At 63.7% G+C, this 22845-nt stretch carries 20 protein-coding genes; 12 read left to right on the top strand and 8 right to left on the bottom strand.

Annotation, left to right across the window (positions count from 1 at the left end):
- Positions 1-58 precede the first annotated feature (58 nt).
- Positions 59-841: a MetQ/NlpA family ABC transporter substrate-binding protein gene (locus BMW89_RS30185; RefSeq protein WP_177196425.1), complete on the bottom strand. Its 783-nt coding sequence runs from the start codon at positions 839-841 to the stop codon at positions 59-61.
- A 28-nt stretch (positions 842-869) separates the two neighbouring features.
- Here BMW89_RS30185 and BMW89_RS30180 point away from each other — a divergent pair, with 28 nt between their 5' ends.
- Complete coding sequence (locus tag BMW89_RS30180) at positions 870-1463, top strand: hypothetical protein (RefSeq protein WP_244547727.1); 594 nt, start codon at positions 870-872, stop codon at positions 1461-1463.
- A 6-nt stretch (positions 1464-1469) separates the two neighbouring features.
- Here the strand turns inward: BMW89_RS30180 and BMW89_RS30175 are convergent, their stop codons facing one another.
- Entirely contained in the window at positions 1470-2918 is a 1449-nt protein-coding gene (locus tag BMW89_RS30175) for an MATE family efflux transporter (RefSeq protein WP_177196424.1), read from the bottom strand.
- Between the two features lie 143 nt (positions 2919-3061).
- Here BMW89_RS30175 and BMW89_RS30170 point away from each other — a divergent pair, with 143 nt between their 5' ends.
- Positions 3062-3640: a TetR/AcrR family transcriptional regulator gene (locus BMW89_RS30170; RefSeq protein ID WP_092033080.1), complete on the top strand. Its 579-nt coding sequence runs from the start codon at positions 3062-3064 to the stop codon at positions 3638-3640.
- Between the two features lie 232 nt (positions 3641-3872).
- On the opposite strand, the gene BMW89_RS30165 is transcribed toward BMW89_RS30170, so the two are convergent.
- Positions 3873-5060, bottom strand: a complete 1188-nt coding sequence (locus BMW89_RS30165) for a CaiB/BaiF CoA transferase family protein (RefSeq protein WP_092032645.1) — start codon at positions 5058-5060, stop codon at positions 3873-3875.
- A gap of 169 nt (positions 5061-5229) precedes the next feature.
- Between BMW89_RS30165 and BMW89_RS30160 the strand changes: the two genes are divergently transcribed.
- Complete coding sequence (locus BMW89_RS30160; RefSeq protein WP_092032642.1) at positions 5230-6117, top strand: VOC family protein; 888 nt, start codon at positions 5230-5232, stop codon at positions 6115-6117.
- A 109-nt stretch (positions 6118-6226) separates the two neighbouring features.
- Here the strand turns inward: BMW89_RS30160 and BMW89_RS30155 are convergent, their stop codons facing one another.
- Positions 6227-7810: a porin gene (locus BMW89_RS30155; protein WP_092032639.1), complete on the bottom strand. Its 1584-nt coding sequence runs from the start codon at positions 7808-7810 to the stop codon at positions 6227-6229.
- A gap of 513 nt (positions 7811-8323) precedes the next feature.
- Here BMW89_RS30155 and BMW89_RS30150 point away from each other — a divergent pair.
- Positions 8324-8803 carry a MarR family winged helix-turn-helix transcriptional regulator gene (locus BMW89_RS30150; protein ID WP_092032635.1) on the top strand — a complete coding sequence of 160 codons (480 nt, stop codon included), beginning with the start codon at positions 8324-8326 and terminating at the stop codon, positions 8801-8803.
- A 25-nt stretch (positions 8804-8828) separates the two neighbouring features.
- On the opposite strand, the gene BMW89_RS30145 is transcribed toward BMW89_RS30150, so the two are convergent.
- A complete protein-coding gene (locus BMW89_RS30145) occupies positions 8829-9911 on the bottom strand; it encodes a dienelactone hydrolase family protein (protein ID WP_092032631.1) in 1083 nt (360 codons plus the stop codon).
- A gap of 790 nt (positions 9912-10701) precedes the next feature.
- Here BMW89_RS30145 and BMW89_RS30135 point away from each other — a divergent pair.
- Positions 10702-12492, top strand: coding sequence for a peptide ABC transporter substrate-binding protein (locus BMW89_RS30135; RefSeq protein ID WP_092032625.1), 1791 nt, complete (start codon positions 10702-10704; stop codon positions 12490-12492).
- Position 12493: 1 nt separating this feature from the next.
- Here BMW89_RS30135 and BMW89_RS30130 read toward each other — a convergent pair whose 3' ends face one another.
- Both BMW89_RS30130 and BMW89_RS30125 read right to left on the bottom strand, forming a co-directional pair.
- Complete coding sequence (locus BMW89_RS30130) at positions 12494-12703, bottom strand: hypothetical protein (protein ID WP_092032622.1); 210 nt, start codon at positions 12701-12703, stop codon at positions 12494-12496.
- The gene (locus BMW89_RS30125; protein ID WP_244547726.1) at positions 12700-13254 is read right to left on the bottom strand and encodes a helix-turn-helix domain-containing protein; all 555 of its coding nucleotides are present in this window, start codon (positions 13252-13254) and stop codon (positions 12700-12702) included. The genes BMW89_RS30130 and BMW89_RS30125 overlap by 4 nt, the downstream gene beginning before the upstream one ends.
- Positions 13255-13997: 743 nt before the next feature.
- Between BMW89_RS30125 and BMW89_RS30120 the strand changes: the two genes are divergently transcribed.
- The 7 genes from BMW89_RS30120 (at position 13998) to BMW89_RS30090 (ending at position 21683) form a co-directional block, all read left to right on the top strand.
- Positions 13998-15875: a PAS domain-containing sensor histidine kinase gene (locus tag BMW89_RS30120; RefSeq protein ID WP_244547725.1), complete on the top strand. Its 1878-nt coding sequence runs from the start codon at positions 13998-14000 to the stop codon at positions 15873-15875.
- Positions 15872-16543, top strand: a complete 672-nt coding sequence (locus BMW89_RS30115; protein ID WP_092032611.1) for a response regulator transcription factor — start codon at positions 15872-15874, stop codon at positions 16541-16543. The genes BMW89_RS30120 and BMW89_RS30115 overlap by 4 nt, the downstream gene beginning before the upstream one ends.
- A gap of 100 nt (positions 16544-16643) precedes the next feature.
- Positions 16644-17021 carry a response regulator transcription factor gene (locus BMW89_RS30110; RefSeq protein WP_092032608.1) on the top strand — a complete coding sequence of 126 codons (378 nt, stop codon included), beginning with the start codon at positions 16644-16646 and terminating at the stop codon, positions 17019-17021.
- A 153-nt stretch (positions 17022-17174) separates the two neighbouring features.
- Entirely contained in the window at positions 17175-19070 is a 1896-nt protein-coding gene (locus tag BMW89_RS30105) for an FUSC family protein (RefSeq protein ID WP_092032605.1), read from the top strand.
- Positions 19067-19270, top strand: a complete 204-nt coding sequence (locus tag BMW89_RS30100) for a DUF1656 domain-containing protein (protein ID WP_092032602.1) — start codon at positions 19067-19069, stop codon at positions 19268-19270. The genes BMW89_RS30105 and BMW89_RS30100 overlap by 4 nt, the downstream gene beginning before the upstream one ends.
- Positions 19271-19281: 11 nt before the next feature.
- Positions 19282-20427: an HlyD family secretion protein gene (locus tag BMW89_RS30095; protein WP_092032597.1), complete on the top strand. Its 1146-nt coding sequence runs from the start codon at positions 19282-19284 to the stop codon at positions 20425-20427.
- A 239-nt stretch (positions 20428-20666) separates the two neighbouring features.
- Entirely contained in the window at positions 20667-21683 is a 1017-nt protein-coding gene (locus BMW89_RS30090) for a helix-turn-helix domain-containing protein (RefSeq protein ID WP_177196423.1), read from the top strand.
- A gap of 221 nt (positions 21684-21904) precedes the next feature.
- Here the strand turns inward: BMW89_RS30090 and BMW89_RS30085 are convergent, their stop codons facing one another.
- Positions 21905-22843, bottom strand: coding sequence for an ACP S-malonyltransferase (locus BMW89_RS30085; RefSeq protein ID WP_092032588.1), 939 nt, complete (start codon positions 22841-22843; stop codon positions 21905-21907).
- Positions 22844-22845: the final 2 nt, after the last annotated feature.

Genomic DNA, 22845 nt, shown 5'->3' with positions numbered 1-22845 from the left:
CGGGCAATGCGCAAGGCTGCCCGCCGGGATCGCCCTGCGCTGGAGCTGGGCAGATTGCCTACCAGCTCGGCAGCACCGCGCCCTTGAACTTGGTCAGGACGAACTCTCTCACCTCAGGCGTGTGATAGCTGTCCACCAACACCTTGACCCAAGGCTTGTCCCTGTCGGCGGTGCGAACCGCGATCAGGTTGACATAGGGGCCCTTCGGGTCCTCGCGCAGGATCGGATCCTTGACGGGATCGAGGCCGGCCTGCGTCGCATAATTGGTGTTGATCGCGGCGGCATCGACGTCGTCGAGCGCGCGCGGCGCCTGCGCGGCATCGACCTCGATGAACTTCAGCTTCTTGGGATTTTCGGCGATGTCGAGCACCGTCGGCTTGAAGCCGATGCCGTCCTTCAGCTTGATCACGCCCTTGTCGCGCAGCAGCAGCAGCACGCGGCCGCCATTGGTCGGATCATTCGGGATCGAGATCTTGCCGCCCTCGGGGATATCCGCGAAGGCCTTGTGCTTCTTCGAATAGACACCGATCGGGAAGTTCACGGTCAGGCCTGCGGCTTCGATCTTGTAGCCGCGATCGGCCTTCTGGTTGTCCAGATAAGGCTGGTTCTGGAACGAATTGGCCTGGATCTCGCCCGCATCGAGCGCGGCGTTCGGCACGACATAGTCGGAGAATTCGATGAGCTGGATGTCGAGGCCCTGCTTGGCGGCGACCGGCTTCACCGCCTCGAGGATCTGCGCGTGCGGACCCGGCGTCACGCCGATCTTGATGGTCTCTGCGGATGCCGCGGCCGACCAGACGGCGAGCAGGGTCGAGAGGATCAGGGGGAGGCGAAACGACATCCAGGTCTCCACAGGTCTGCAGCAATGATTGGAACCGTATTCGCTTCTCCGCCGCGCGAAATCAATGAAATGGAAATCCAAATTGGCTGCCGGGGCGGGCGAGGCTTTCTCCATTCGGCGTGAAACGGGAAACGAATTCTCGGCGACAGCGGCACTTTGTGCAAGCGTGACGCGTATCACGGCATGGCGGCGCGCGCAGAGCGACATTGGCGAAAGACCAGCCAGGAGAGCAGCCATGACCGCCCTCGCCACCCCAAAGCTCACCAACCGTGACCATTTCGAATGTTTTGCGCTGTACGCCCTGCTCCAGGGCGTGCCGTTCTATTCCGCCGTCGCATTGACGATGAAGCTGATCAATGCGTCCGAATTCGTCGGCGAGCCCTTTGGTGCCGCGAATTTCATTGCGATGGCGTCAACTCTTCACGCGCTGGTGACGCCGTGGCTCGGGCCGAAATTTCCGCATTTCTTCAGACACTGCTTTGAGCCGCTGTTCGCCGATCCCGCGCTGTCCTTCTCCGAAAAGGTCACGCGTTGGCTGGCGCAGCCAAACACGCCGCTCAAGTTGCTGAGCAATTTGCTGCTGCTGTCGGCGCTGGCCGTCGGCGTTGCCGGCATGCAGTGAGCCTGTCTACTCGGTCCGCCACGTTGCGGGCGACAGCATGATCAGGACGCAGATCAGGGCATAGGCGGCGAGCGACACCGCGACCATGGTGGCGAGCCCCGCCATGCCCGCGCCAAAGCTTGCCACCGCGATCCAGCCGCCTCCGGCCGCGATCAGGATGCGTGCGACCGAAGAGGCGAGCGGGCCGACGGCGCGACCGGTGCCTTGGACCGCGAAGGACGTCACGAAACCGAAGCCGAGCGCGGCATAGGCCGGCGCGACGATGCGCAAATAAGCCATGCCCTCGCTCACCACCTCCGCATCGTGGCTGAAGAGATTGAGCCAGGCCGTCGGAAAGATTGCGACCAGCAAGCCGATCGCGCCAGTCATGGCCATGCCGACCACGCCGCTGATCCAGCCGATCTTCCGGGCCCGCGCCGTCTGCCCGGCTCCCATGTTGACGCCGACCATGGTCAGCGTCGCCGTGCTGATGCCGAACAGCAGCGGGATCATGATGTAGTCGAGCCGTGAGGCGATGCCGTAGCCGGCGAGCGCAGACGTGCCGAACAGGCCGACCGCGCCGGTGACAAGGATGACGGTGAGATTGGTGAACACCGCGTTGAGCGCGGTGGGAATGCCGACCTTCAGCATGTCGCCAAAGATCTTTGCACGCAAGGGCACGACATGCAGTCGCAGGCCGGTCGCGCCCGAGGCCATGTAGCGCAGCAGGAACAGCATCGCCGCGCCGTAATAGAGGCCGAAGGCGACCCCGGCACCGCCGATGCCGAGCCGCGGGATCGGCCCGAAGCCGAAGATCAGCGCCGGCGAGACCGGAATGGTCACGATCGCGCCGACCAGCGTCACCAGCGCGGGCACCCTGACATTGCCGGAGCCGCGCAGCGCCGCCGCCTGGAGATTGACGATCCACACCGGAATGGCGCCGGCAAACAGATAATTGGAATAGGTGGTGGCCGCAGCGAGTGCATCGCCCGCGCCGCCGAGAGTGCGATAGAGCCATGGGCCGCCGAGGATCACGCCCAGCGTGAACACGCCGCCGGCAATGATCGCGAGCACCACAGCATGAAACAGCGCCGCCTCGGCGTCATCACGACGGCCCGCACCGACCGCGCGCGCCACCGAAGATGCAACGCCGGAGCCGAACCCGCCGTTCGACATCATGGTCATCAGCATGAAGATCGGGAACACCAGCGCGGCGCCCGCCAGCGCATCGGTGCCGAGGAAGCCGACATAATAGGCCTCGGCGATGTTCACCGCGGTCTGGGCGACGAGGACGGTGACGGTCGGCAGCGCGAGCTTGAGCAATGTGGGGAGGATCGGCGCATGCAGCAGCGCGGCGCGTCGTTGCTCGGCTGCGCCTGGAGCCGCCGGTGCGGCTGCCTGGCGAAGCGGGGCCGCGGTGTGGGCCGCGAATGGCGTGGCGGACGGGGCCGGCGCGGCGACATCCTCAACTGACATGGGTTCGGTCCTGTGAATCCGTCGGACCGCCCCATCGGCCGTCCATTGAATTATGATCATAATGTATTATTATGATCGTAATGCAATAGGTTCCGCTGTATAATTTGTGGCGGGGGCCGGAAGCCGGGTCGCGGGAGGCGGAATTGGCGCGCTACGACAAGGGACAGCGGGACGCGACGCGACGGCACATTCTCGATGTCGCCTCGGCGCAGTTCCGCGAGAGCGGCATCGCCGCGGTCGGCCTCGCCGGCATCATGGCGGAGGCGGGCCTCACCAACGGCGCCTTCTACACGCACTTCGAGTCCAAGGAAGATTTGGTGCGTGCGGTGCTGTGTGACGCGCTGGAGCGGCGCGAGCAGCGGCACAAGGACAATCTCGAAAACGGCGTTCCGGTCGAGACCACGATCCGCGACTACCTCTCCCCCAGGCATCGCGACCATGCAGCGACCGGTTGCCCGACCGCCGCGCTGGTCTCCGAGATCGCTCGGCATCCGAAGACGACGCGCGATGCCTTCACCGGAAAGATGTCGGACATCATCGCACTGATGGCGGCGCAGATGCCGGATGGTTCGGCGGCGGAGCGGCGGCGGCGCGCGATCTCGGTCTATGCGACCATGGTCGGCGCGCTGCAATTGTCGCGCGCGGTGAACGACAGGAAATTGTCGGAGGAGATTCTGGAGAATGCGGTTGAGGCTGCGCTCACGCTTGCGAACAGACCGTGATGGATTCGAGATCGACCGCCACCCGGAAATCTTGCGGCCGCTCAAGTGTGGCCATTTCCAGGCCGCTGCAATGAATCTCTTGCCGGAGCAACACTACGAAACTTGATGCGATTGCGCCGGCCGGGTTAGCGTTGCTGGCGGCCTTACAACTTCCCCAAGTTCGTTTAGCTCGCACCGGATCGCCGCCTGGATGTTTCAGGCGGCGATCCGGCACTGCCGCCGCGCAACGTCGCTAGATAATTTCGTTTTGCCGAAGTACCTCGATCGCCGCTGCGTCATAGCCGAGTTCGGCGAGGACACGATCGGTATGCTCGCCGAGAGTCGGCGGGCGGCTCACGATCTCACCCGGCGTTTCCGACAGACGTACAGCGGCTCGCACCACCGGCGCGGGTTTCGGCAGGCCCGGATAGTCGACGTCCTGCATGAAGCCGGCGGCACGAATGTGCGGATGATCGAGCGCCTGCTGCGGGCTCAGCACCGGCCCGGTCGGAATCATCGCCTTGCCCAGCGTGTCGACCGCTTCCTGCGTGGTACGCTCGGCGCACCAGCGTGCCATCCGCTCGCTGATGACGGGGCCGTTGTTGCCGCGGCTGATATCGTCGGCAAAGCGCGGATCGTTCAACCACTGGTCTTCCTCACCCATCAGCTTGGCCCAGCGCTTGAACAACGGATGGCCCGTGACCTGGCACAGCACCCAGCCGTCTTTGGTGCGGTAGATGTCGGCCGGCGCGGCGGTCTGGCCGAGATTACCGGTCGGAACGCGATTGACGTTGATGACGGCCTGCTCGATCAGCGTGGCATTGGTGAAGGACAGAGCGGTCGCAAGCAACGCGCCCTCGACGATCTGCCCGCGCCCGGATTTCGCGCGTTCCATCAGCGCCGCGAGCGTGCCGAACGCACAGTGCAGCGCAGTGCCGAAATCGACCCAGTTCACCGCGGCACGGTAGGGCGGATCGCCGGCACCGGTCATGTACACCGACCCCGACATGACCTGGCCGACACCGTCGAAGCCGACGCGGTCGGACCAGGGCCCCGGCCCGCCGAACGCGGTGGCCGTCGTCAGGATAATGTCGGGCTTGATCGCCTTCAGCGAGTCGTAATCGAGCTTCATCGCGCGCAGGGTCTGCGGCGGCAGATTGGCGACGACCACGTCCGCGGTCGCAATCAGGCGGCGCATCACTTCCTGCCCCTCCGGCTTCATCGGATCGAGCGTGATGCACTTCTTGTTGCGGTTGACCTGGAGGAACAGCGCGCCTTCGCCGCCTTCACCGACCGGCGCCACGAAGCGATCCTCGCTGCCATCGCGCTTTTCCACGCGGATGACCTCGGCCCCGAATTCGGCCAGCAAGGTCGCGCAATAGGGACCCGCGATATAGCGCCCGAAATCCAGGACGCGCACGCCTTCCAGAACTCCCCCCATCGATCCCTTCCCTTATGTCTTTCGCCCAGATTACAGGGACTGACTACCACGGCAAGGCGGCAACGGGCATGACGCCCCGGCCCTCGAGATGTGATCGGCGAACAGTTTCGGCTGGCGGAAATTCTGCTCTAGTATGACCAATCCGTCCCTTAAGCCGGAGCGCATAGCCATGCCGCAACAATTCGATCGATCCGCAGAAGATCTCGGCAACGCCGTCCATTTCGAGCACGTCAACATCCAGGTGCCGGATCAGCGCCTGGCGACCTTATTCTATGTCACGGGACTTGGGCTCACACGCGATCCCTATCTGATGGTGTCCGACACCAACATGTGGATCAACGCCGGACGGAGCCAGTTTCATCTGCCAAGCGGGAGGCCGCAGGTGCTGCGCGGCCATACTGGCCTCGTCATCGAGGGCCGCGAGGCACTCCTTGCACGACTGGCATCGGTCGCAAAGAAGCTCGAGGGGACGACGTTCGCCTTCACCGAACACAACGACCATGTCGAGGCCATCTGTCCGTGGGGCAACCGCATGCGCGTCCATGAGCCGGACGCGGCGCGCTTTGGGCGCATCACGCTCGGCATTCCCTATGTCGAGTTCGATGTGCCGGTCGGAACGGCGCCGGCGATCTCCACCTTCTATCCTGACATCATGGGCATGCCGGCGACTTTGCGGAATGGCGACGGCGCGGTTGCGGCGGTGAAGACGGGCCGCGACCAGCATCTCTTGTTTCGCGAGACCGATCGGCCGCAGGGCGACTATGACGGGCACCATGTGCAGATGTACATCACCGACTTCTCGGGTCCCTACCGCAAGCTGCTCGCACGCAAGCTGATCTCCCGCGAGGACAACCAATACCAGTACCGGTTCTGCGACATCGTCGATCTCGACAGCGGCAAGGCGCTGTTCACGGTCGAGCACGAGGTGCGCAGCGCGACTCACCCGATGTTCATGCGGCCGATGGTCAATCGCAATCCTGGGGTCACCAATCGCAATTACGCGTTCGGCCACGACCAGACGTCATGGGCGATGGGGCCGGACATCTACGAAGGATAGCGGCGGCACCGTGCTGCCGCATGCGACTGTCGCGCCGACGGATCGACACGACAAAAGAAAAGCCCCGGCGGTTTCCCGCCGGGGCTAAAGTCAGGTCGTTAGACCGATCTTACCAGTTGCGCTGAGCGCGGAGGATCATGGCGATCGAGTCCTGGTCCTTCAGCTCGTAAACCGCAGTCGGCTTGGCGGTGTTGACGTTCGGGACGAGGCCAACCGTACCGGAGTACTTCTGGTCGAGGTGGGTCCAGGACACGTCAGCCGAGAACGTCAGGTTCTTGACCGGGGTCCAGCGGGTGACGATACCGAGCTGGCCGATCGCGAAGTCCGGGTTACAGCCGGTGACACCAGCCAGGCCGCCGAACACGCCGCCAGCACCGCCGGCGCCGCAGAGGGTGGTCTTGGCCAGCGTACCGAACTGAGCCTGAGCGTAGGCACCGTAGAGCGCCGAGTTCCAGTACGCATCCCAGTTGTGGGTGTAAGCGCCGCGGAAGCCCCAGGTCTTGACGGTTTCCTGCGAGCCGCCGGTCACGTACACCGTGTCGGGAGCGCTGGCGAAGCCAAGGCTGCCGTAAGCGCCAGCAGCGCTCGAGTTGCCGTACAGCGCGTAGGAGCTGCCCGACAGGTTCTGGAAGTTGTAGCGGGTCGCGCCGTCGGTGTAGACGCCCTGGATGTTGATCGTGTCACCCGCGCCAGTCGGGATGTTCTTGATCGACAGAGCGAGCTGCACAGCCCAACCCCACTTGTCGTCGGGGTGGCCGGTGGTCTCGCTGGCGCCGTAATAGCCAACGTGGTTGTCATGCGCAGCAACCGACGCCTGGAACAGGCCCCAGGCCTGGTCGACACGCACCTGAGCAACGAGGTTCGGCGAACGGGTGCCGCCGATGGCGTTGGTGCCGTACGAGCCGCCGATCATGCCGCCCGCGGTCGCGCCGGTCATGTTGATGTTGCCGGCCTGATAGTAGGCCGAGACGTCTTCAGCCGAGAACGACGCCGTGATGCCCTGACCAAAGTCAGCGGTGTAGGTGAACTGGTTGACACCAGTGACCGTGCCGCTGCCGCCGACGAGGTTGTCGGTGATGTTGCCGGGATAGTTGGTCCAGGGCGCGTCGAACTGCGACACGGCCTTACCCATGGTGAAGCCGGCGAACTGGATGAAGGCATAGTACACGCCGAGCGCACCGCCCGAGGTGTTGCCGTCGGTGCCGTTGACGCTGCCGCTGCCATTCGAACCGACGAGGGCGGTGCCCGCAGCGTTCAGACCGAGCGAACCGCTGTACTGGGTTCCACCCGTTCCCGAACCGGTCGGGGTATAGTTGCCGCTCGTCCAGGTGAAGACACCGTCGAAGAAGGTGCGGACCACGCCGTACTCGGTCGCGGTGCGGGTGTCGATGTTGAGGTCTTCACGAGCGCGCATCGTGTAGTAGTTCATCATGCGGTTGCGAGCACCGGCAGTGCCGCTCTGGTTCGGATTGAAGTCCGAGTTGGTACCGAGGTTCAAATCGGCACGCACGTAGCCACCGAGCTTGATGCAGGTGTCGCTGCCCGGGATGTAGTAGAAGCCGGCGCCGTACAGCGAGCAGACCTTCACGTATTCGACCGCTTTGGCCTTCACGGGAAGATCGGCGGCGAACGCACCGGAAGCGGCCATCAGGCCGGCAGCCGTGCCGAGAAGAAGCGTCTTCGTAAACTTCATTAGTAAACCTCCAGGTCGGTTCAGGGGGCCCGGCTCCTGGACGGAGGCCGCTCTACCCTCTTTAATTTCCGTTCAATTCAGATCCGCACTGAGGGTCCGGACTGAAACGACAGCGAGGTGCCCCCCCTCCGTCGTGGCTTCACATATAGTTTATAAAAACAACTGCCTCAATTTATTGATTTGGTGAATCACAAGTTCGAGGGGCGATGTTGCTTGCGGGCAACAGGAGGCTGGCGCGGCAGCTACAAGCCCTTGTATCTCAAAAGAAAAAGCCCTCAGGGGGCATCCCGAGGGCTTTCTTGGAGGTCTCGCATCGCTGTCCGTCGACATGGTCAAGAGCAGCAAGATTGAGTATGACGAGGCGTAATTTACTTAATTGTTTTTTGCAAGCATTTAATCGCCAGACGATTTCACCCTTTCGGTGTCTAAAACTATCGTCGATGCGCGATCTTAGAGACGCCTCCCCAATATCCCATTAAAAGACAGTGATAAGACAAGGGGGGGAAAAGCCACATGATCGAGAAGAAACTCGACAGGGCGATTACGGACTTCATCTGGAACGTCGTCGAGATTAACTCTCAGCTGGAGGATATCCATAGCAGCTGGGCCGGACTGCTGGGCATTACCGAGCCACAGTGGTTGATCTTGATGGCCATCACTGAACTGGACGAGGGACAGGGCGTCGCTGGAATCGACATTGCGAACAAGCTGCGCGTTCACCCGGCCTTTGTGACCAACCAGACCAAGACCCTCGAAAAGAATGGCTTCCTGTCGCGGCGTCCCGGAGCGGACGATGCACGCTTCGTCCTGATGTCGCTGACGGCAAAGGCGACGACAGACATCGAGAAGCTCTCCAAGCGAAAGCTCGCCCTGAACTCGACCATGTTCAACGATCTCGACGAGAAGACGTTGGCTACCCTGAACACTGCGCTCGCAACGATCGCCAAGAACGCCCGACTGGCGGCGCGATTGCTGGCCATCGACGTCTCGTAGCTCGAGCTGCCGCGAACGCTCTCGGCTAGAGATAGGCAACAGGATCGAGCTGACGGGCAGGCCCGAACTTGTCGTCGAACCAATCGAAAACGAAATCGTCCACGGCAACGAAATTCTCGATCTCTCCCAGTGGGCTCCGGATCGCGTTCGGGATGACGACCGAGCAATGCGCCCCGGACTCGCGGTAGGCTGCTTGCAGTTCGAGTGCGTCCTCCTCCCGCACCATCGAGCGCCGCCCCACCGCCACGAGAATCGGACAGGGCACGCGACGCGCCGTCGGCAGGGACCGCGTCGGGCCGCCGCCGCCGACCTCATGCCAGACACCGGTTATCCAGCGAACCGACGCGCGAAGTCGGTGCGAGGCCCAAAAGCCCCCGTCACACACCGCAGCGGCGATCCTGCGATCCGAACAGGCCAGGCGTGAAGCGTGGCTGGCGCCTGCTCCTTCGCCATAAACAGCGATCCGGTTCGAATCGACGTCCGCTCGACCGTCCAGATAGTCGAGCCAGCAACCAAGAGCATGCTCGGGCCGGCGTGAGCGAGAAACAGATGCATTGCGCCCGTCGACGATCAGCAACGACACTCTTCGGCCAAGCAAGGCCGGGAGCAGCCGGGCCAGCATCGCGCTCAGATCGGCTTCCTCGTCGCCGACACAGATGACCGCGGGTGCGGAAGCGCCATCGCAAGCCGCCGAGACGAAGAAGCCCTCGAGCGTCCCTTGATCAAGATAGTCGATTTCCACGCGCTCAATCCGCTCGGCCCAGCGATCTCCAAGCTTGCCGAGGCTAAGGCCGATCTTGTCCGCGAGAACGATGCCTGCCGCATCTTCGGAGGAGGACAGACTTCTTGCGACTTCGTGGGCCGTCATCGCACACAGATAGGATTCACTGACAAATCGGGACGGACCTGCTTCGCCCGCGGATTCGGCGAGCACGAGGTAGTCGTCACCTACTCTCGCCCAATCCGATACCCATCTTCGCCTCTGCGCGTCACGCGCGAGTTCGGCGACCGGCAGCCTTTCGAAAAACGCGGAGGCGCGTTCGCGTAGATGTGCCAGGCTGCCAGAGGCGCCGTCACAGAAGCTGTGGGGCGGATGATCCCCGTCCATCTCTCGTCTCCCGAGCGGCGCTGTTAGCGGCTACTCGGGCTCGCCGGATTCGCGTCGTTCACTGGTGTATTCTTGCACTGCAATATCATCACAGCAATTCCGATGCCACATCTCGTCGGCTCACGCAGGGGCGGCATGCGCTGGGCGCGAAGACTGCTACATGATGACGCACCAACAAACGTCGCCACCTCGTTTTGCTGTCGCGCTCGAAATGTTCTGCCGCGACAAGCGAAAAAACAGAACGATGTTGCGTGAGACGGCGCGACTGCAACATTCGAACGTCGCAATTTAATATGGCCGCGCGCTGGCGCACTCTTTCCGCTGCGCCTTGCGTATCATGACACCGAATAATCCAACGCGACGCGGTTGATTCATGAGCACGCTGCCCAAAGAACAAGCCAGCGCCGAGTCCACCGAATTCCGAGCGCAAACCCGCGCTGATCTGACACCGTACATCCCGTAAACAACCCTCGCGTTCAGTGTAGCGCTCCGCTCGCGCACACGGTGCGTTCGGGGGCCCGCTCGATCGCGTCCATCGAGAATCGCATTCAGCCGCACACAGGCGTCGTCACGACGTACCTTGTCGAACCTGACGCTGTCGCCGACGACGGACACGACGAGATCTGCGATTGCAGCTCGTTGATCGCCAGCAACCAGCGGCGCGCGACCTCGCCCTTGCCCGGATTCGTGCATTTCGCCGCAGGGCTTCCCGGCAATGCCGGCATTGCTGCCTTGCCCGCGATGAAACATGATGGGTTGCCGGTGATGAATTGTCTTCGAGGTGGATCCGATGAACGAAAACGAAATCCGCAGGCACATCGCTGAGGTGAAGCAAGGCACGCTGACGCGGCGCTCGTTCATCCAGACCATGGCTGCGGTCGGGATCGCGGCGCCCGTCGCGAGCCAGATCCTGCTCTGGAACGACGTGGCGATGGCGGATGCCACGCTTCCCTACAAGCCGACCAAGGCTGGCGGCGGCGGCCCGCTGAAAATCTTGATCTGGCAGGCCCCGACCCTGCTCAATCCGCATTTCGCGCTCGGCACCAAGGACCAAGTCGCCTCGCGCATCTTCTTCGAGCCACTCGCCGGTTGGGACAAGGAGGGCAACCTCGTCCCATGCCTCGCCGCCGAGATCCCGACCAAGGCGAACAGCGGCCTCTCGGCAGACGGCACGACCGTGACCTGGAAACTGAAGCAGGGCGTGAAGTGGCATGACGGCAAGCCCTTCACCGCCGACGACGTCGTCTTTACTTGGGCATACGCGGCGGATCTCGCGACCGCGGCGTACACCACGGGATCCTACCAGAATATCAAGGTCGAGAAGATCGACGATTACACCGTCAAGGTGATCTTCAAGGCTCCGACGCCGTTCTGGGCCGACCCCTTCGTCGGCTCGGTCGGCCAGATCCTGCCAAAGCATCATTTCGGCGACTATGCCGGCGCAAAATCGCGCGACGCGCCGGGCAATCTGAAGCCGGTCGGCACCGGCCCGTACAAATTCGTCGAGTTCAAGCCGGGCGACCTGCTCACGGCCGAACGCAATCCCGACTATCACATCAAGAACCAGCCGCATTTCGACACGCTCGAGCTCAAGGGCGGCGGCGACGCCGTCTCCGCGGCGCGCGCGGTACTGCAAACCGCTGAGTACGACTATGCCTGGAACCTGCTGGTGGAGGATGAGATCCTCAAGCGCATGGAGGCCAGCGGAAAGGGCAAGGTGGAGTTCACCCTCTCCGGCGGCGTCGAGTTCATCGTCCTCAACACCACGGACCCGTGGACCGAGGTCGACGGCGAGCGGTCCAGCGCCAAGACCAAACACCCGACGCTGTCCGATCCGGCCGTTCGAAAGGCATTCAACCTGCTGATCGATCGTGAGGCGATCCAGAAATTCATCTACGGCCGCGCGGCCGTCGCAACGGCGAGCTTCGTCAACCAGCCCAGCCAGTTCAAGTCGGGCAAGCTGACCTATGCGTTCGACGTCGAGAAGGCGAACAAGATCCTGGACGAGGCCGGCTGGAAGAAGGGCGCGGACGGCATCCGCGAGAAGGACGGCAAGAAGCTCAAATACGTCTTCCAGACTTCGATCAACGCCCCGCGCCAGAAGACGCAGGCCATCATCAAACAGGCCTGCCAGAAGGCCGGCATCGACATCGAGCTCAAATCGGTCACCGCATCGGTGTTCTTCTCGTCGGATGTCGGCAACCCCGACACCTACTCCAAGCTCTACGCCGACATGGAGATGTACAACACGACGCAGCCGCAGCCCGATCCGGAGCGGTTTTTGAACCAGTGCGTCTCCTGGGAGATCTCGACCAAGGACAACAAATGGCTCGGCCGCAACGTCTCGCGCTGGTCGGATCCCGAGGCTGACAAGGCCTACAAGGCCGCGCAGAACGAGCTCGATCCGGTCAAGCGCGCCGCGCTGCTGATCAAGGTCAACGAGATCTTCTGCGAGGCCAACGTGCTGGTGCCGCTGCTCTCGCGCAACATCGTCGGCGGCTCCGTCAACAACCTCATGGCAGATATCTCGGGGTGGGACGTCACGACCTGGAATCTCGGGAGCTGGTATCGGAGCGCGTAGCTCACCGCGCAACCCACGCTACGGCGCTGCGACAGAAGTTGAAGGCGAAGCGTCCGTACAGAAGGCTACTCCCCGGTTCTGACGCAGCCAGACGATATGAGCTGCCGAGAGCGCGGACAAACTCGATCATCCCCATGAGCTCATGATGCGTCAGCATTAAATGAATGCCCGCGAGCGGCAGCAGCAGGGCTTGAATGCCGATGTTGCTCATGACGGCCCCGCTCCTGCACGCGGCAGCGGCATGAATTGCGCGAGATAGGCGCTCCTCCATTGATACGGCGTATCGCCGACAAACCGCTTGAACACCGTGGTGAAATGCGCCTGCGTCTGAAAGCCTACGGTCAAGGCGATATCGACGAGAGCAATTTCGGCCTGCTTGAGCAGCTCCTGGGCGCGCTCGATGCGGCGCCTCAGCAGATATTCATGAGGCCGAACGCCGATGGCTGTGCGGAACTGCGCCGCGAAATGCATCCTGCTCAGGCCGGCAACGGCCGCCATGTCCTGTAGCGTTATCTTGGCGGTCAGATTCTTGTCGACATATTGCAGGACGCGCTTGAGGCGCCAATTCTGCAGCGACCGTACGGTGCGGCCCGCATCATCCTCTTGAACGCCGCCGGCCGGGTCGAGCTCCGCCCGTGCACCAGAGGCTTGGCGGCTGAACGTCCGGGTGAGGATCGCAAGCCGCAGCGCGTCGGCCATGATCGCGGAGTGGGCATCGTGCGTGGCTTCGGTTGCCGCGAGCGCATCCGACAGGCGCCGCATCACCGGATCGGTGAATTCTCCCGCTGCAAACGCAGGCTCGCTCTCGGCAGACGGCCCCGCAAGGAGTTTTGCGGAGACCCTGAAACCGGATCCGCGAGCGGCAGATCGTTCGACGTTCGCCGCCTGCGTCTCGACCGCCAGATCCAGATGGACGAAAGACAGCATCGTTCCGTCTTCGTCGAAGCGGTCGGGAAGTTTCGACAGCCCGAGCCGATGCCGATCGATCGCCGAGATATCGATCGCGCGAACGTCATGATCCCTAGCCGGCTGTGAGCGTGACATTTGCAGCGACATCGTCGAATCTCCTTGTCCCGTTTTGGATCCGGCCTGGCCTGACTGGCTTGTCCGAATGTCATGGCGGCAGAGTAATTCGGCGGTCCGCGCGATCCATTCTACGCGCGGGTGCATCGATAGGTTCTCGGGTTGACCGCGTCATACCTAGGTATGATCGCCTCACCGGCATCGCGGAACCGACAGGACTCACGGCGCGACGCGTCTGCGGTAAGTTGACGCGCTTTTGCCCGCCATCCACCTGCAGAATCGCGGGAGTTCCCCGGTTTTTCCGGGGAATGCCATCCGCCGGCGCTTTCGCCCGGTTGAGCGGCGTGGAAGCTCTTCCACGAGAGCACGAAAATCGCGCCGCGGGATGTTGTGGACGCGATCAAATCGCGGCATCACCGCTGATATGAGACAAACGACTGCCAGCGACGATGACGATTCATGATCGGGCTACGGGTTCATCCATGAGCCGCGCCGGCTTGCGGTTATGGTCCGCCGTCCTCGCCGTCGCGGTTTTCCTGGTTGACGTGCTGACGCCGCTCGAGGGGGCGGTCGCGGTTCTCTATGTCGTGGCTATCCTGCTCGTGGCAAAGACCAACCGGCGCGACGACACCATCATGGCCGCCGCTGGCTGCGTCATCCTGACGATATCAGCCTATCTGCTGTCGCACGGTCTGGAGACGATCGCCTCACCCGCCCTTCGCGTGCTGGTGAGCCTCGCGGCAATCGGGATCACGACGCTGCTGGCGCTGCAAAATCACGCGGCAACGAAGCGCCTCGCGGCGCAGGCGCGCCTGCTCAATCTCTCGCATGACATGATCTTCGTCAGGGATCGCGGCGGCGTGATCACCTTCTGGAACAAAACCGCCGAGCAGATCTATGGCTGGTCGGCCGACGACGCGCTCGGGCAGCTCGCCGACGAGCTTCTGCAAACCCAATACCCCGACCGGCGCGAAATCATCGAGGCCGGCCTGCTCGACATCGGTCGGTGGGAAGGCCGCGTGCAGCAGCGAACGAAAGACGGCGCCGCGCTCACCGTCGATGCCCGATGGGCCTTGCAGCACGACCGTCTCGGCAAGCCCGTCGGGGTTCTTGAAACGCACACCGACGTCACCGACCGCGTCGCCGCACACAGCGCGCTGGTGCAGAGCGAGCAGCGATACCGCCGGATGTTCGACGCAAGCCGGATCGGGGTGGTCGAAGAGGACTGGAGCGAACTCCGAACCGCGCTGCAATCGCTGGAGATCGCGGGAACCGGCCTGCGCGATCATCTGGCGCAACACCCCGATTTCGTCCGGCATGCCCGCCGGCTCGCTGGAATCACCGACGTCAATCCGGCCCTCCAGGCGATGGCAGGAGCAGACGGCGCCTCTGCCTTCATCGAGAATGTGGAGCGGCTTCTCGGCGCGGACGACCGCAGTTTCCTCGGCGCGTTGGTCGCGTTCGCCGAAGGGGAGCCGTTCTACGAAGGAGAGACCGAGCTCGTCAGGCTCGACGGACGCAAGGTTCCCGTGCTGTTCACGATCACCTTTCCTCCCGAACCCGACGGCGATCGCAACGTGCTCGCCTTCGTGGTCGACATTACCGAACGCAAACAGGCGCAGGATGCGTTGCTCGCGGCGCAGGCGGAGCTCGCTCATGCCGCGCGCCTCGCCACCCTCGGCGAGCTCAGCGCCTCCATCGCCCACGAGGTCAATCAACCGCTGGCGGCGATCGTCACCAGCGGCGAGGCCGGCTTGCGCTGGCTGCGACGCGACGTGCCAGATCTGAAGGAGGTTGCGACGACGATCGGTCACGTCGTCGCTCAAGGCCGCCGGGCCAGCGAGATCGTCACCCGCGTCCGTGCCTTCCTGAAGAAGGCTCCGGCCCAGCGGGACCTGCTTGAGATCGGCGAGATCGTCGAGGAAGCGGCGCTCCTCGTCGCGCGCGAGCTCGCCAATGACGACGTCGTCCTCACCGTCGAGACGGAGCAAGGCCTGAGGCCAATTCGCGGCGACCGGATCGAGCTTCAGCAGGTCCTGGTCAATCTCCTGATCAATGCCGGCCAGGCCATGTCAGGCCAGCCCGGATCCCGCAGCATCGCGCTGCGCGCCGGCACTGTCGACGGCGAGCGCCTCGCCATCACGGTGCAGGACAGCGGCCCCGGCATCCGGCCTGACGACCTGCCGCGCCTGTTCGATCCGTTCTTCACGACGAAGCGCGGCGGCATGGGCATGGGACTTGCGATCTGCCGAACGACGGTGGAAGCTCACGGCGGCCAGTTGGCGGCCGAGAGCACGCCCGGTGCGGGAGCGACATTCCGCCTGACACTGCCATACAGCCAAGAACACCCCCGACCATGACACGACCAGATCAAGCCAAACCGCCGGCCCAATCCCTCAACTCGGTCGTCATCATCGTTGATGACGACGCAGGCATCCGCGCCTCACTCGACAGCCTGTTCCGGTCCGTCGGCCTCGAGACGCGCCTGTTCGGCTCGCCGGCCGAACTGCTCGGCGGGTCGCTGCCCGACGGCCCCGGCTGCATCGTGCTGGACGTCCGCCTTCCCGGCGTGAGCGGGCTCGATCTGCAGAGCCAGCTCGTCCGGCAGAGCATCAGCTATCCAATCATCTTCATGACCGGCCATGGCGACATTCCGATGTCGGTGCGCGCCATGAAAGCCGGCGCGGTCGATTTCCTCGCCAAGCCGTTTCGCGACCAGGACATGCTCGATGCCGTGACGACGGCGCTCGAGCGCGATGCCCAGCACCGTGTCGAAGCCGCGACCAGGGACGATATCCGCGCCCAGTACGAGACCCTGACGGCGCGCGAGCGCGAGGTGATGGGCCATGTCACCGGCGGCCTGATGAACAAGCAGGTCGCCGCCCTGATCGGCCTCAGCGAGATCACGGTCAAGATCCACCGCGGCAATGTCATGCGCAAGATGGGGGTCCGGTCGCTGGCCGATCTGGTCCGCAAAGCCGAGGCGCTCGGGGTTTCCCAGACCCGCAGGACTACGGACCAAACCTGAGTATAATTCCGGTGGGACTGCCCCGGGTGCATAAGGCGCCATCGGCTGCGCAAAGGGAGATGCCCTCCTTGCGGAACACCGCGGTCAGGATTGTGCGCCCATGGCCAAAACCCCGGTGATTGCGATCGTGGACGACGACGACGGCGTTCGCGCGTCGCTTGCGAGCCTCGTGCGTTCGATCGGCTACGAGGCCCAGGCCTACGAGTCCGGCATGGATTTCCTGCGGCATGCGCCGGGAGACGATCCGGCATGCATGATCGCCGATGTCCAGATGCCTGTCATCACCGGCGACGAGTTACAGGCCCGGCTGATCGCCGCCGGGCGTCACTTCCCGATCATCTTCATGACGGCGTTTCCGAGCGAAACCGTGCGCCAGCGCGTGATGGCCGCGGGCGCGCATTGCTATCTCGGCAAGCCCTCCAGCGGTGACGAGATCATCCGCTGCCTCGAAGAGGCGCTGGCAGGCCACGCGCCATAGTTCGCAAGACGGCCTTCGACCTGAGCCCAGCGTGCTTTCCGACAACTCGGTTGACGGAGCGGAAATACCGGCAAGCCCGGCAAACCTCATATTCGGCGTCGATTTCGCGAGATCGGCCGAGCCGCGGGCTCTGCCGGAAACGGATAAGGCACGATGCCAGTGAACGCCACCGCCGCCGCGCCGCGTCCGCTGGTCTTTGCCGGCTTTCCAGCAAGCTCCTGGGTCTTCGCGCTGCGAGCCTGGCTGGCCATGCTCCTCGCGCTCTATGTGAGCTTTTGGCTCGAGCTCGAATCCCCATCGTCGGCAGCGCTGACCGTTGCCGTGCTGGCGCTGCCGACACGCGGTCAGGGTATGGAAAAGGCCGGCTACCGGCTGCTCGCAACCGCCATCGGCGTGATTGCCGCGATTGCGATCGCGGGCATATTTTCCCAGACCGATGGCCTCCTGCTCGCGGTATTGGCCATCTGGGTCGGACTTTGCACCTATGTGGCCGGCATGCTCGACGGCAATCGCGCCTATGCGGCTGCGCTCTCCTGCATCACGGTCGCCCTGATCGTCGTCGAGCAGATCGACACGCCGCTGCAGGTGTTTCCGACCGGCGTCGCACGTGGTGCGGCCATCGGCATCGGGGTCCTTGCGGTCGCACTCGTGAATGAGGTTCTGGCCGCACCGGACTATCATCCGGTTCTGGCGAGCCGTCTCGAGGCGCTGCAATTCCGGGTATCGGACTTCGCGCAGAACGCCATCCACGGCGAGGCTACGTCCGCAATGGTTGCCGCGGACATGTTGCGCGACATCGCGTCCCTGCATCCGGAGATCGCAAGTCTCACCACTGAATCGAGCAGCGGCACCGCGAGAAGTGCGGCTGCACGCGCTGCAATGGTTGATCTCGTGACCGGGGTGTCGCTCGCCCGCGCACTGGCGGTGCTGCCGCGTCCCGTCGCGGCGGCGCAGGACGGCCGGAACGACCGCAAAGCCAGCCTGACAACGATCTGCCGGGACGTCTTGCTCCGCGAGATCGCCAACAGCAGCGCAGACATTCGCAGCAGCCTCGAAGCGCTGCAGACCGGAACGCATCCTCGCCAGCAATGGCGCGCCCCGCTGTACCGTTCACGACGCATCGCAACGGAGGGCGGTGTCAGGGCAGCGATTCACTTCATGCTCATCGCAATGATCTTCGTGATGGCGGGATGGCCGAGCACCGCGCTTTGTCTCACCCTGGTCGCCGTCATCATCAGCCTGAGCTCGACGGCTCCCGACCCCCGCGGCTTCACGATGCTGGCAGTCTTTGCCATGCCGATCGCATGCGTGCTGGCCGGTATCCTGAAGTACCTCGTCTTCAACGGCGTATCCGAGTTCCAGTTGCTGGCGATCGGCCTTGCGCCCGTCGTGACGGGCGCGGCGCTGCTGATCACGCTGCCAAGCCGCGTGCTGTCGCCGATCGGCCGGCTGGTCCTCGTATTCATGCTGGTCGTCCTCGCGCCGAGCAATCCGCAAAGTTACGATCCGCAGGCATTTGTGGTGACGTGTCTGTTTCTCCTGCTTTCCGCGGTGCTGGTTTTTACGGTCCAGCTGCTGCTACCCTCTCTGTCGGGCGACAAGCGGATCCGCTTGCTGGTCGGCGAGGCCCATCGCGACCTCGACCGTCTCGATTCCCGACACACCCCGAAACTCGCGCCCGGGGAAGCCGCATTTCGCGATGCGGCGCGAATCGAGCAGATCATGACGGCCAACGGTGAGCCGGCGACCAAGCATCAGGCCGTAGCCGACATCATGCGCTGGTTCGATCAGGCGGCGACCCTGCGCCGATGCGCCGCCGAGTTGGACCAATTGGCCGCAAGCCCGCTCAAGGAGGCGGCGTCCGCCGCCCGAGCCGCGCTTACCTTGCGAGATGATAACGCAATCATGGCGGCCGCCGAGGCACTGCGCCTGATCGCAGCCGAGCACAACATCTCCGCCGATCAGGCGCTCGCCGCGCTCGTCACGGCGGGCGTCGCATTCCAACCCTCGCAGCTTCCCACCGATTTCAGTCAAGGGAAACGGCCATGACGAACACCTATCGGGAGCTCGTGATCGGCGGCGTTCTCATTGCTCCCATCGTCTCCTATGCGGCCATTGCGCTGCTCGCGTTCCTGATGCTCCGACCGCTGCTGCGCTTCGTCGAGTTCGCGAGAGTCTTCAGCAACCCCTCACTGGCCGAGCTCTGCCTCTACGTGGCGATATTCGGCATGCTCGCACTGTTCTTCTAGGGAGACGATTCATGGAAGCACAGGCGACGCCCTCCGCAACGCCGTTGCGCAAGGCTTTCGGCCGTTTCATGCTCAGCGCCGGCAAGCATCTGGCGACCCTCGGCATCGCGCTGGTCGCCATCTTGATATCGGTTGCGACATGGCAGCACTACGTCACGGCGCCCTGGACGCGGAACGGCAGCGTGCGCGTCCAGGTCGCCAATGTCGCGCCGCAAATTCCGGGCAAGATCGTGGAGCTGCTTGTGGGCGACAACCAGTTCGTCCACAAGGGCGACGTCCTCTACGTCATCGATCCCTTCGACTTCGAAGTGGCCGTCCGTGTCGGCAAGGCGCTCGTCGACCAGCGGGCGGCGGATCTTGAAGTGAAGCAGGCCGAATTCGACCGCCGCCAGCATCTGTCCAACCTTGCGACAACACCCGAAGAGCAGCAGATCTTTGCCGGCAACGCGGCGCAGGCGAAGGCCGCCTATGCGGCGGCGGTGCACCAGCTTGCCCAGGCAGAACTGAACCTGAAACGGACCAATGTGGCCAGTCCCGTCGATGGCTACGTCACCAATCTCCTGCTGCGCGCAGGCGACTATGCCGTCACCGGAATCAGCAACATTTCGGTGATCGATTCCAACAGTTTCTGGATCGACGGCTATTTCGAGGAGACCAAGATGGCCGGTGTCTGCATCGGCGATCGCGCCGAAGCGCAGCTGGTTGGTTACGCCAAGCCGATTCTCGGGCATGTGAAGACCGTGACACGCGGCATCAGCGTGTCGAACGCCGCCGTGGGCACGCAGGGCCTGCCCAATGTCGACCCGATCTACACCTGGGTGCGGCTTGCGCAGCGCGTGCCGGTTCGCGTCGCCATCGACACGGTGCCGCCGGATGTGCCGCTGGTCTCCGGCATGACGGCGACGGTGACGATCCGTGAGCCCTCCGCGAGCGATCGCCAAACCCGGCTCGACCTGTTCCGCACGAGCTTCGTCGATCCCGTCACTGATCTGTTCGGCGCAGGACGTCCACCGCGCCCGAACTGCCTCCAGGCCACATCCCAGCAGCGCCCGGACGTGGAAGCGATTCCGTATTCGCGCGAACCCGCGGTTCCCCCGGCACAGACGATCGCGCCCGGCCTCACACCCGGCATCGACGCGTCACCACGCCTGCCCTGAATCAGGCGTGCGTCTCTCGTCGCTCGAACCTCACACGCCGCGGCAGGGGCGCTCGATCCATTTGATTTAATTTAGCTTTTTGCAACACACAGCCGCACCTATCGCATTTGCAAAATCTAATACCGCTTAAGCATCCTTAACGAGCCCCGCGGTGATATCGCACCTATCGTTCGAGCATGAACCAATTGCATTCGGCAGCCGTCACGTCGGCCGCCGAATCCAAAAGACGGGGACAAGCAATGCTCAACGATATGCAAGCGGCCGGAGCTGGGTTGACGTATCGACCCAGCCGTCGCGACTCTGATTCCCTGCGAGAGACCCGGGCATTTCCTCTCGAACGAAGGTGGCGCCAGCCCCTCCAGCGTGCCGGGAACGCGCCCGAGGACATCACGATCTCGCGCTGGACCTGTGCGCCAACAGGCATAAGGCACGAAGACGCGACGACGCCCACCGACCGATACTTCTTCGCCATCGCCTTGACGACGACCCGCCTCAAGCTGACCAGAGGCCGTCACACCATCTTCGACGGCGTCATGCCGGCCGGCACGCTCTATATCGGCGCACCGTCGCAGCAGCTCAGTGCGCAATTCTACGCGCCGTGCGATTTCCTGCACTTCCACGTCTCTGCCAGCAGTTATTTTCCGCCCCTCAGGCCTGGAGCAGGACCTGCCTCGGCAGAGAGCCTCAACGACCTCGTCCTGCTCCGCGACCCCTTCGCCGAGCAGCTCGCAAAAGCGCTGACCGAACGCGGCCATTCGGCCGACCGGGAATTCGCGCGCTGCATCGGCCAGACACTGGCCATGCACCTGGCCCGGCGCGAGCTGCCGCACGCGAAAGTCAATGCCTTGCCGAAATGGCGGCTGCGGCGGGTCGAGGACTATGTCGGGACGCATTTCGACCACTGCATCAGTCTGTCCGAGCTTGCCAAGGTCGCGGGACTGTCACGGATGCATTTCGCGGCCCAGTTTCGCGTCGCGACGGGATACCGGCCGCGGGAATACCTGCTGCATCAGCGCATCGAGCGCGCGAAATCGCTGCTGTTGAATTCCGACACGGCCCTGGCCGAGGTGGCGCTGACCGTCGGCTTCTGCACGCAGGCACATTTCTCGACCGTCTTCAAACGGATCACGAGTGACACGCCGGCGCGCTGGCGATGCGCCAGCCGGAACGCGCTGGCTTCGTCCAGGCTCTCCGGCGGCGATCCGGAGTCGACACGCAAGGCCGTGTCTTACGTGCTGCCCGCGGACCTCTCGTGAATCATGCGAAATGAGAAACCACGGGAGTTCGTGAAATACTTCGGCTGCGGGATCGGCGATGCTGTGGATGTTAGGTGACTAAGACCCCCCAAGTCACCGCTCGAGCCTCTCTCCTCCCTGGGCAGACGAGCATTTTGGGGCCGTCCTCCCCCACGGACGGCCCCTTTTTTTCAACAGCGCAGCACGATCCAAGGCGTCGTCCGTTCGGCAACTCGCCGGCGCTAACCGCTCGAGTGACGCGCAACCCAGGCGCGGACGCCCTGAAGGCTCCTGAAATCATCCAGCGAACGCGCCGGAACTCCGGGCGCGATGTCCGCAGCCATGCCGCTCAGCGCGTGCCCCGGACCGAGCTCGAGAAAGCCCGTCGCGCCCGCTTCGACACAGGCTTGCAGGCAATCGGCCCATTGCACGGTGTGTGAGATCTGCGCGGCAAGCTTGTCGAGACCTGTCTTGAGCGAGACGACAGGAGCGGCATCTATTCCGCTCAGAACGCGCGCGCCGGTTCTCGGCGGAAACACCGCCGGCGCCAGGCGCAAGGTCTCACGAAATGCGGCAGACGCTGCGGCGAGCCGTTTGGTGTGAGAGGCAACCTCAACCGGTAACGCGACGATCCTTGGCGCGTGCATCGCCCGCGCGTCTGCGGCAATTTTGCTCAGCGCCTCACGGCCGCCGCCGATGACAAAGGCATCGCCGGGATTGACGATGGCGATCGCTGCGCCGTGACGCTCGCAAAGGCGACTGACCTCGTCTGGCGAAAGACCGCGGACGAAGATCAGCCCGTCGCCGGCGCGCGTGGCCGCATCCATCGCTTCCGCGCGGCGCGCCACGAGATCGAGTGTGGCGGTCGCATCGAACAAGCCGCCGACGCCCCAGGCCGCGACCTCGCCGACACTATAGCCGGCAATGATGACGCCGCGTGAAACGGTATCTCCAAGCGCGCACGCCGCGGCGAGCGGCTGCAAGGTGCAGAGAATCTGGCCGGCATCGTTGCGGTGCAGTACCTCATCGGGTTCATCGCGCACAAAATCGCGTGGATCCTTGCCACGAAGCAATGTCGCCGCGTGGGCGAACAGGTGCTCGGCTTCCGGCGCATCGCCCGTGAGAGCGAACATCTCCCGGTGCTGCCTGCCTTGCCCCGAACACAGGATCGCGAGCGTCATGG

It is taken from the genome of Bradyrhizobium sp. OK095, from assembly GCF_900109945.1.
Lineage (GTDB): Bacteria > Pseudomonadota > Alphaproteobacteria > Rhizobiales > Xanthobacteraceae > Bradyrhizobium.
The sequence above is the reverse complement of the archived record's forward strand: the minus strand, read 5'-3'. Positions and strand labels throughout refer to the sequence as shown.

What these genes read in the sequence shown, in the direction of transcription:
- BMW89_RS30185 (WP_177196425.1), bottom strand. Translation starts at nt 841, where the DNA reads ATGTCGTTTCGCCTCCCCCTGATCCTCTCGACCCTGCTCGCCGTCTGG.
- BMW89_RS30175 (WP_177196424.1), bottom strand. Translation starts at nt 2,918, where the DNA reads ATGTCAGTTGAGGATGTCGCCGCGCCGGCCCCGTCCGCCACGCCATTC.
- BMW89_RS30165 (WP_092032645.1), bottom strand. Translation starts at nt 5,060, where the DNA reads ATGGGGGGAGTTCTGGAAGGCGTGCGCGTCCTGGATTTCGGGCGCTAT.
- BMW89_RS30160 (WP_092032642.1), top strand. Translation starts at nt 5,230, where the DNA reads ATGCCGCAACAATTCGATCGATCCGCAGAAGATCTCGGCAACGCCGTC.
- BMW89_RS30155 (WP_092032639.1), bottom strand. Translation starts at nt 7,810, where the DNA reads ATGAAGTTTACGAAGACGCTTCTTCTCGGCACGGCTGCCGGCCTGATG.
- BMW89_RS30150 (WP_092032635.1), top strand. Translation starts at nt 8,324, where the DNA reads ATGATCGAGAAGAAACTCGACAGGGCGATTACGGACTTCATCTGGAAC.
- BMW89_RS30145 (WP_092032631.1), bottom strand. Translation starts at nt 9,911, where the DNA reads ATGGACGGGGATCATCCGCCCCACAGCTTCTGTGACGGCGCCTCTGGC.
- BMW89_RS30135 (WP_092032625.1), top strand. Translation starts at nt 10,702, where the DNA reads ATGAACGAAAACGAAATCCGCAGGCACATCGCTGAGGTGAAGCAAGGC.
- BMW89_RS30130 (WP_092032622.1), bottom strand. Translation starts at nt 12,703, where the DNA reads ATGAGCAACATCGGCATTCAAGCCCTGCTGCTGCCGCTCGCGGGCATT.
- BMW89_RS30125 (WP_244547726.1), bottom strand. Translation starts at nt 13,254, where the DNA reads ATGCGGCGCCTGTCGGATGCGCTCGCGGCAACCGAAGCCACGCACGAT.
- BMW89_RS30120 (WP_244547725.1), top strand. Translation starts at nt 13,998, where the DNA reads ATGAGCCGCGCCGGCTTGCGGTTATGGTCCGCCGTCCTCGCCGTCGCG.
- BMW89_RS30115 (WP_092032611.1), top strand. Translation starts at nt 15,872, where the DNA reads ATGACACGACCAGATCAAGCCAAACCGCCGGCCCAATCCCTCAACTCG.
- BMW89_RS30110 (WP_092032608.1), top strand. Translation starts at nt 16,644, where the DNA reads ATGGCCAAAACCCCGGTGATTGCGATCGTGGACGACGACGACGGCGTT.
- BMW89_RS30105 (WP_092032605.1), top strand. Translation starts at nt 17,175, where the DNA reads ATGCCAGTGAACGCCACCGCCGCCGCGCCGCGTCCGCTGGTCTTTGCC.
- BMW89_RS30100 (WP_092032602.1), top strand. Translation starts at nt 19,067, where the DNA reads ATGACGAACACCTATCGGGAGCTCGTGATCGGCGGCGTTCTCATTGCT.
- BMW89_RS30095 (WP_092032597.1), top strand. Translation starts at nt 19,282, where the DNA reads ATGGAAGCACAGGCGACGCCCTCCGCAACGCCGTTGCGCAAGGCTTTC.
- BMW89_RS30090 (WP_177196423.1), top strand. Translation starts at nt 20,667, where the DNA reads ATGCTCAACGATATGCAAGCGGCCGGAGCTGGGTTGACGTATCGACCC.
- BMW89_RS30085 (WP_092032588.1), bottom strand. Translation starts at nt 22,843, where the DNA reads ATGACGCTCGCGATCCTGTGTTCGGGGCAAGGCAGGCAGCACCGGGAG.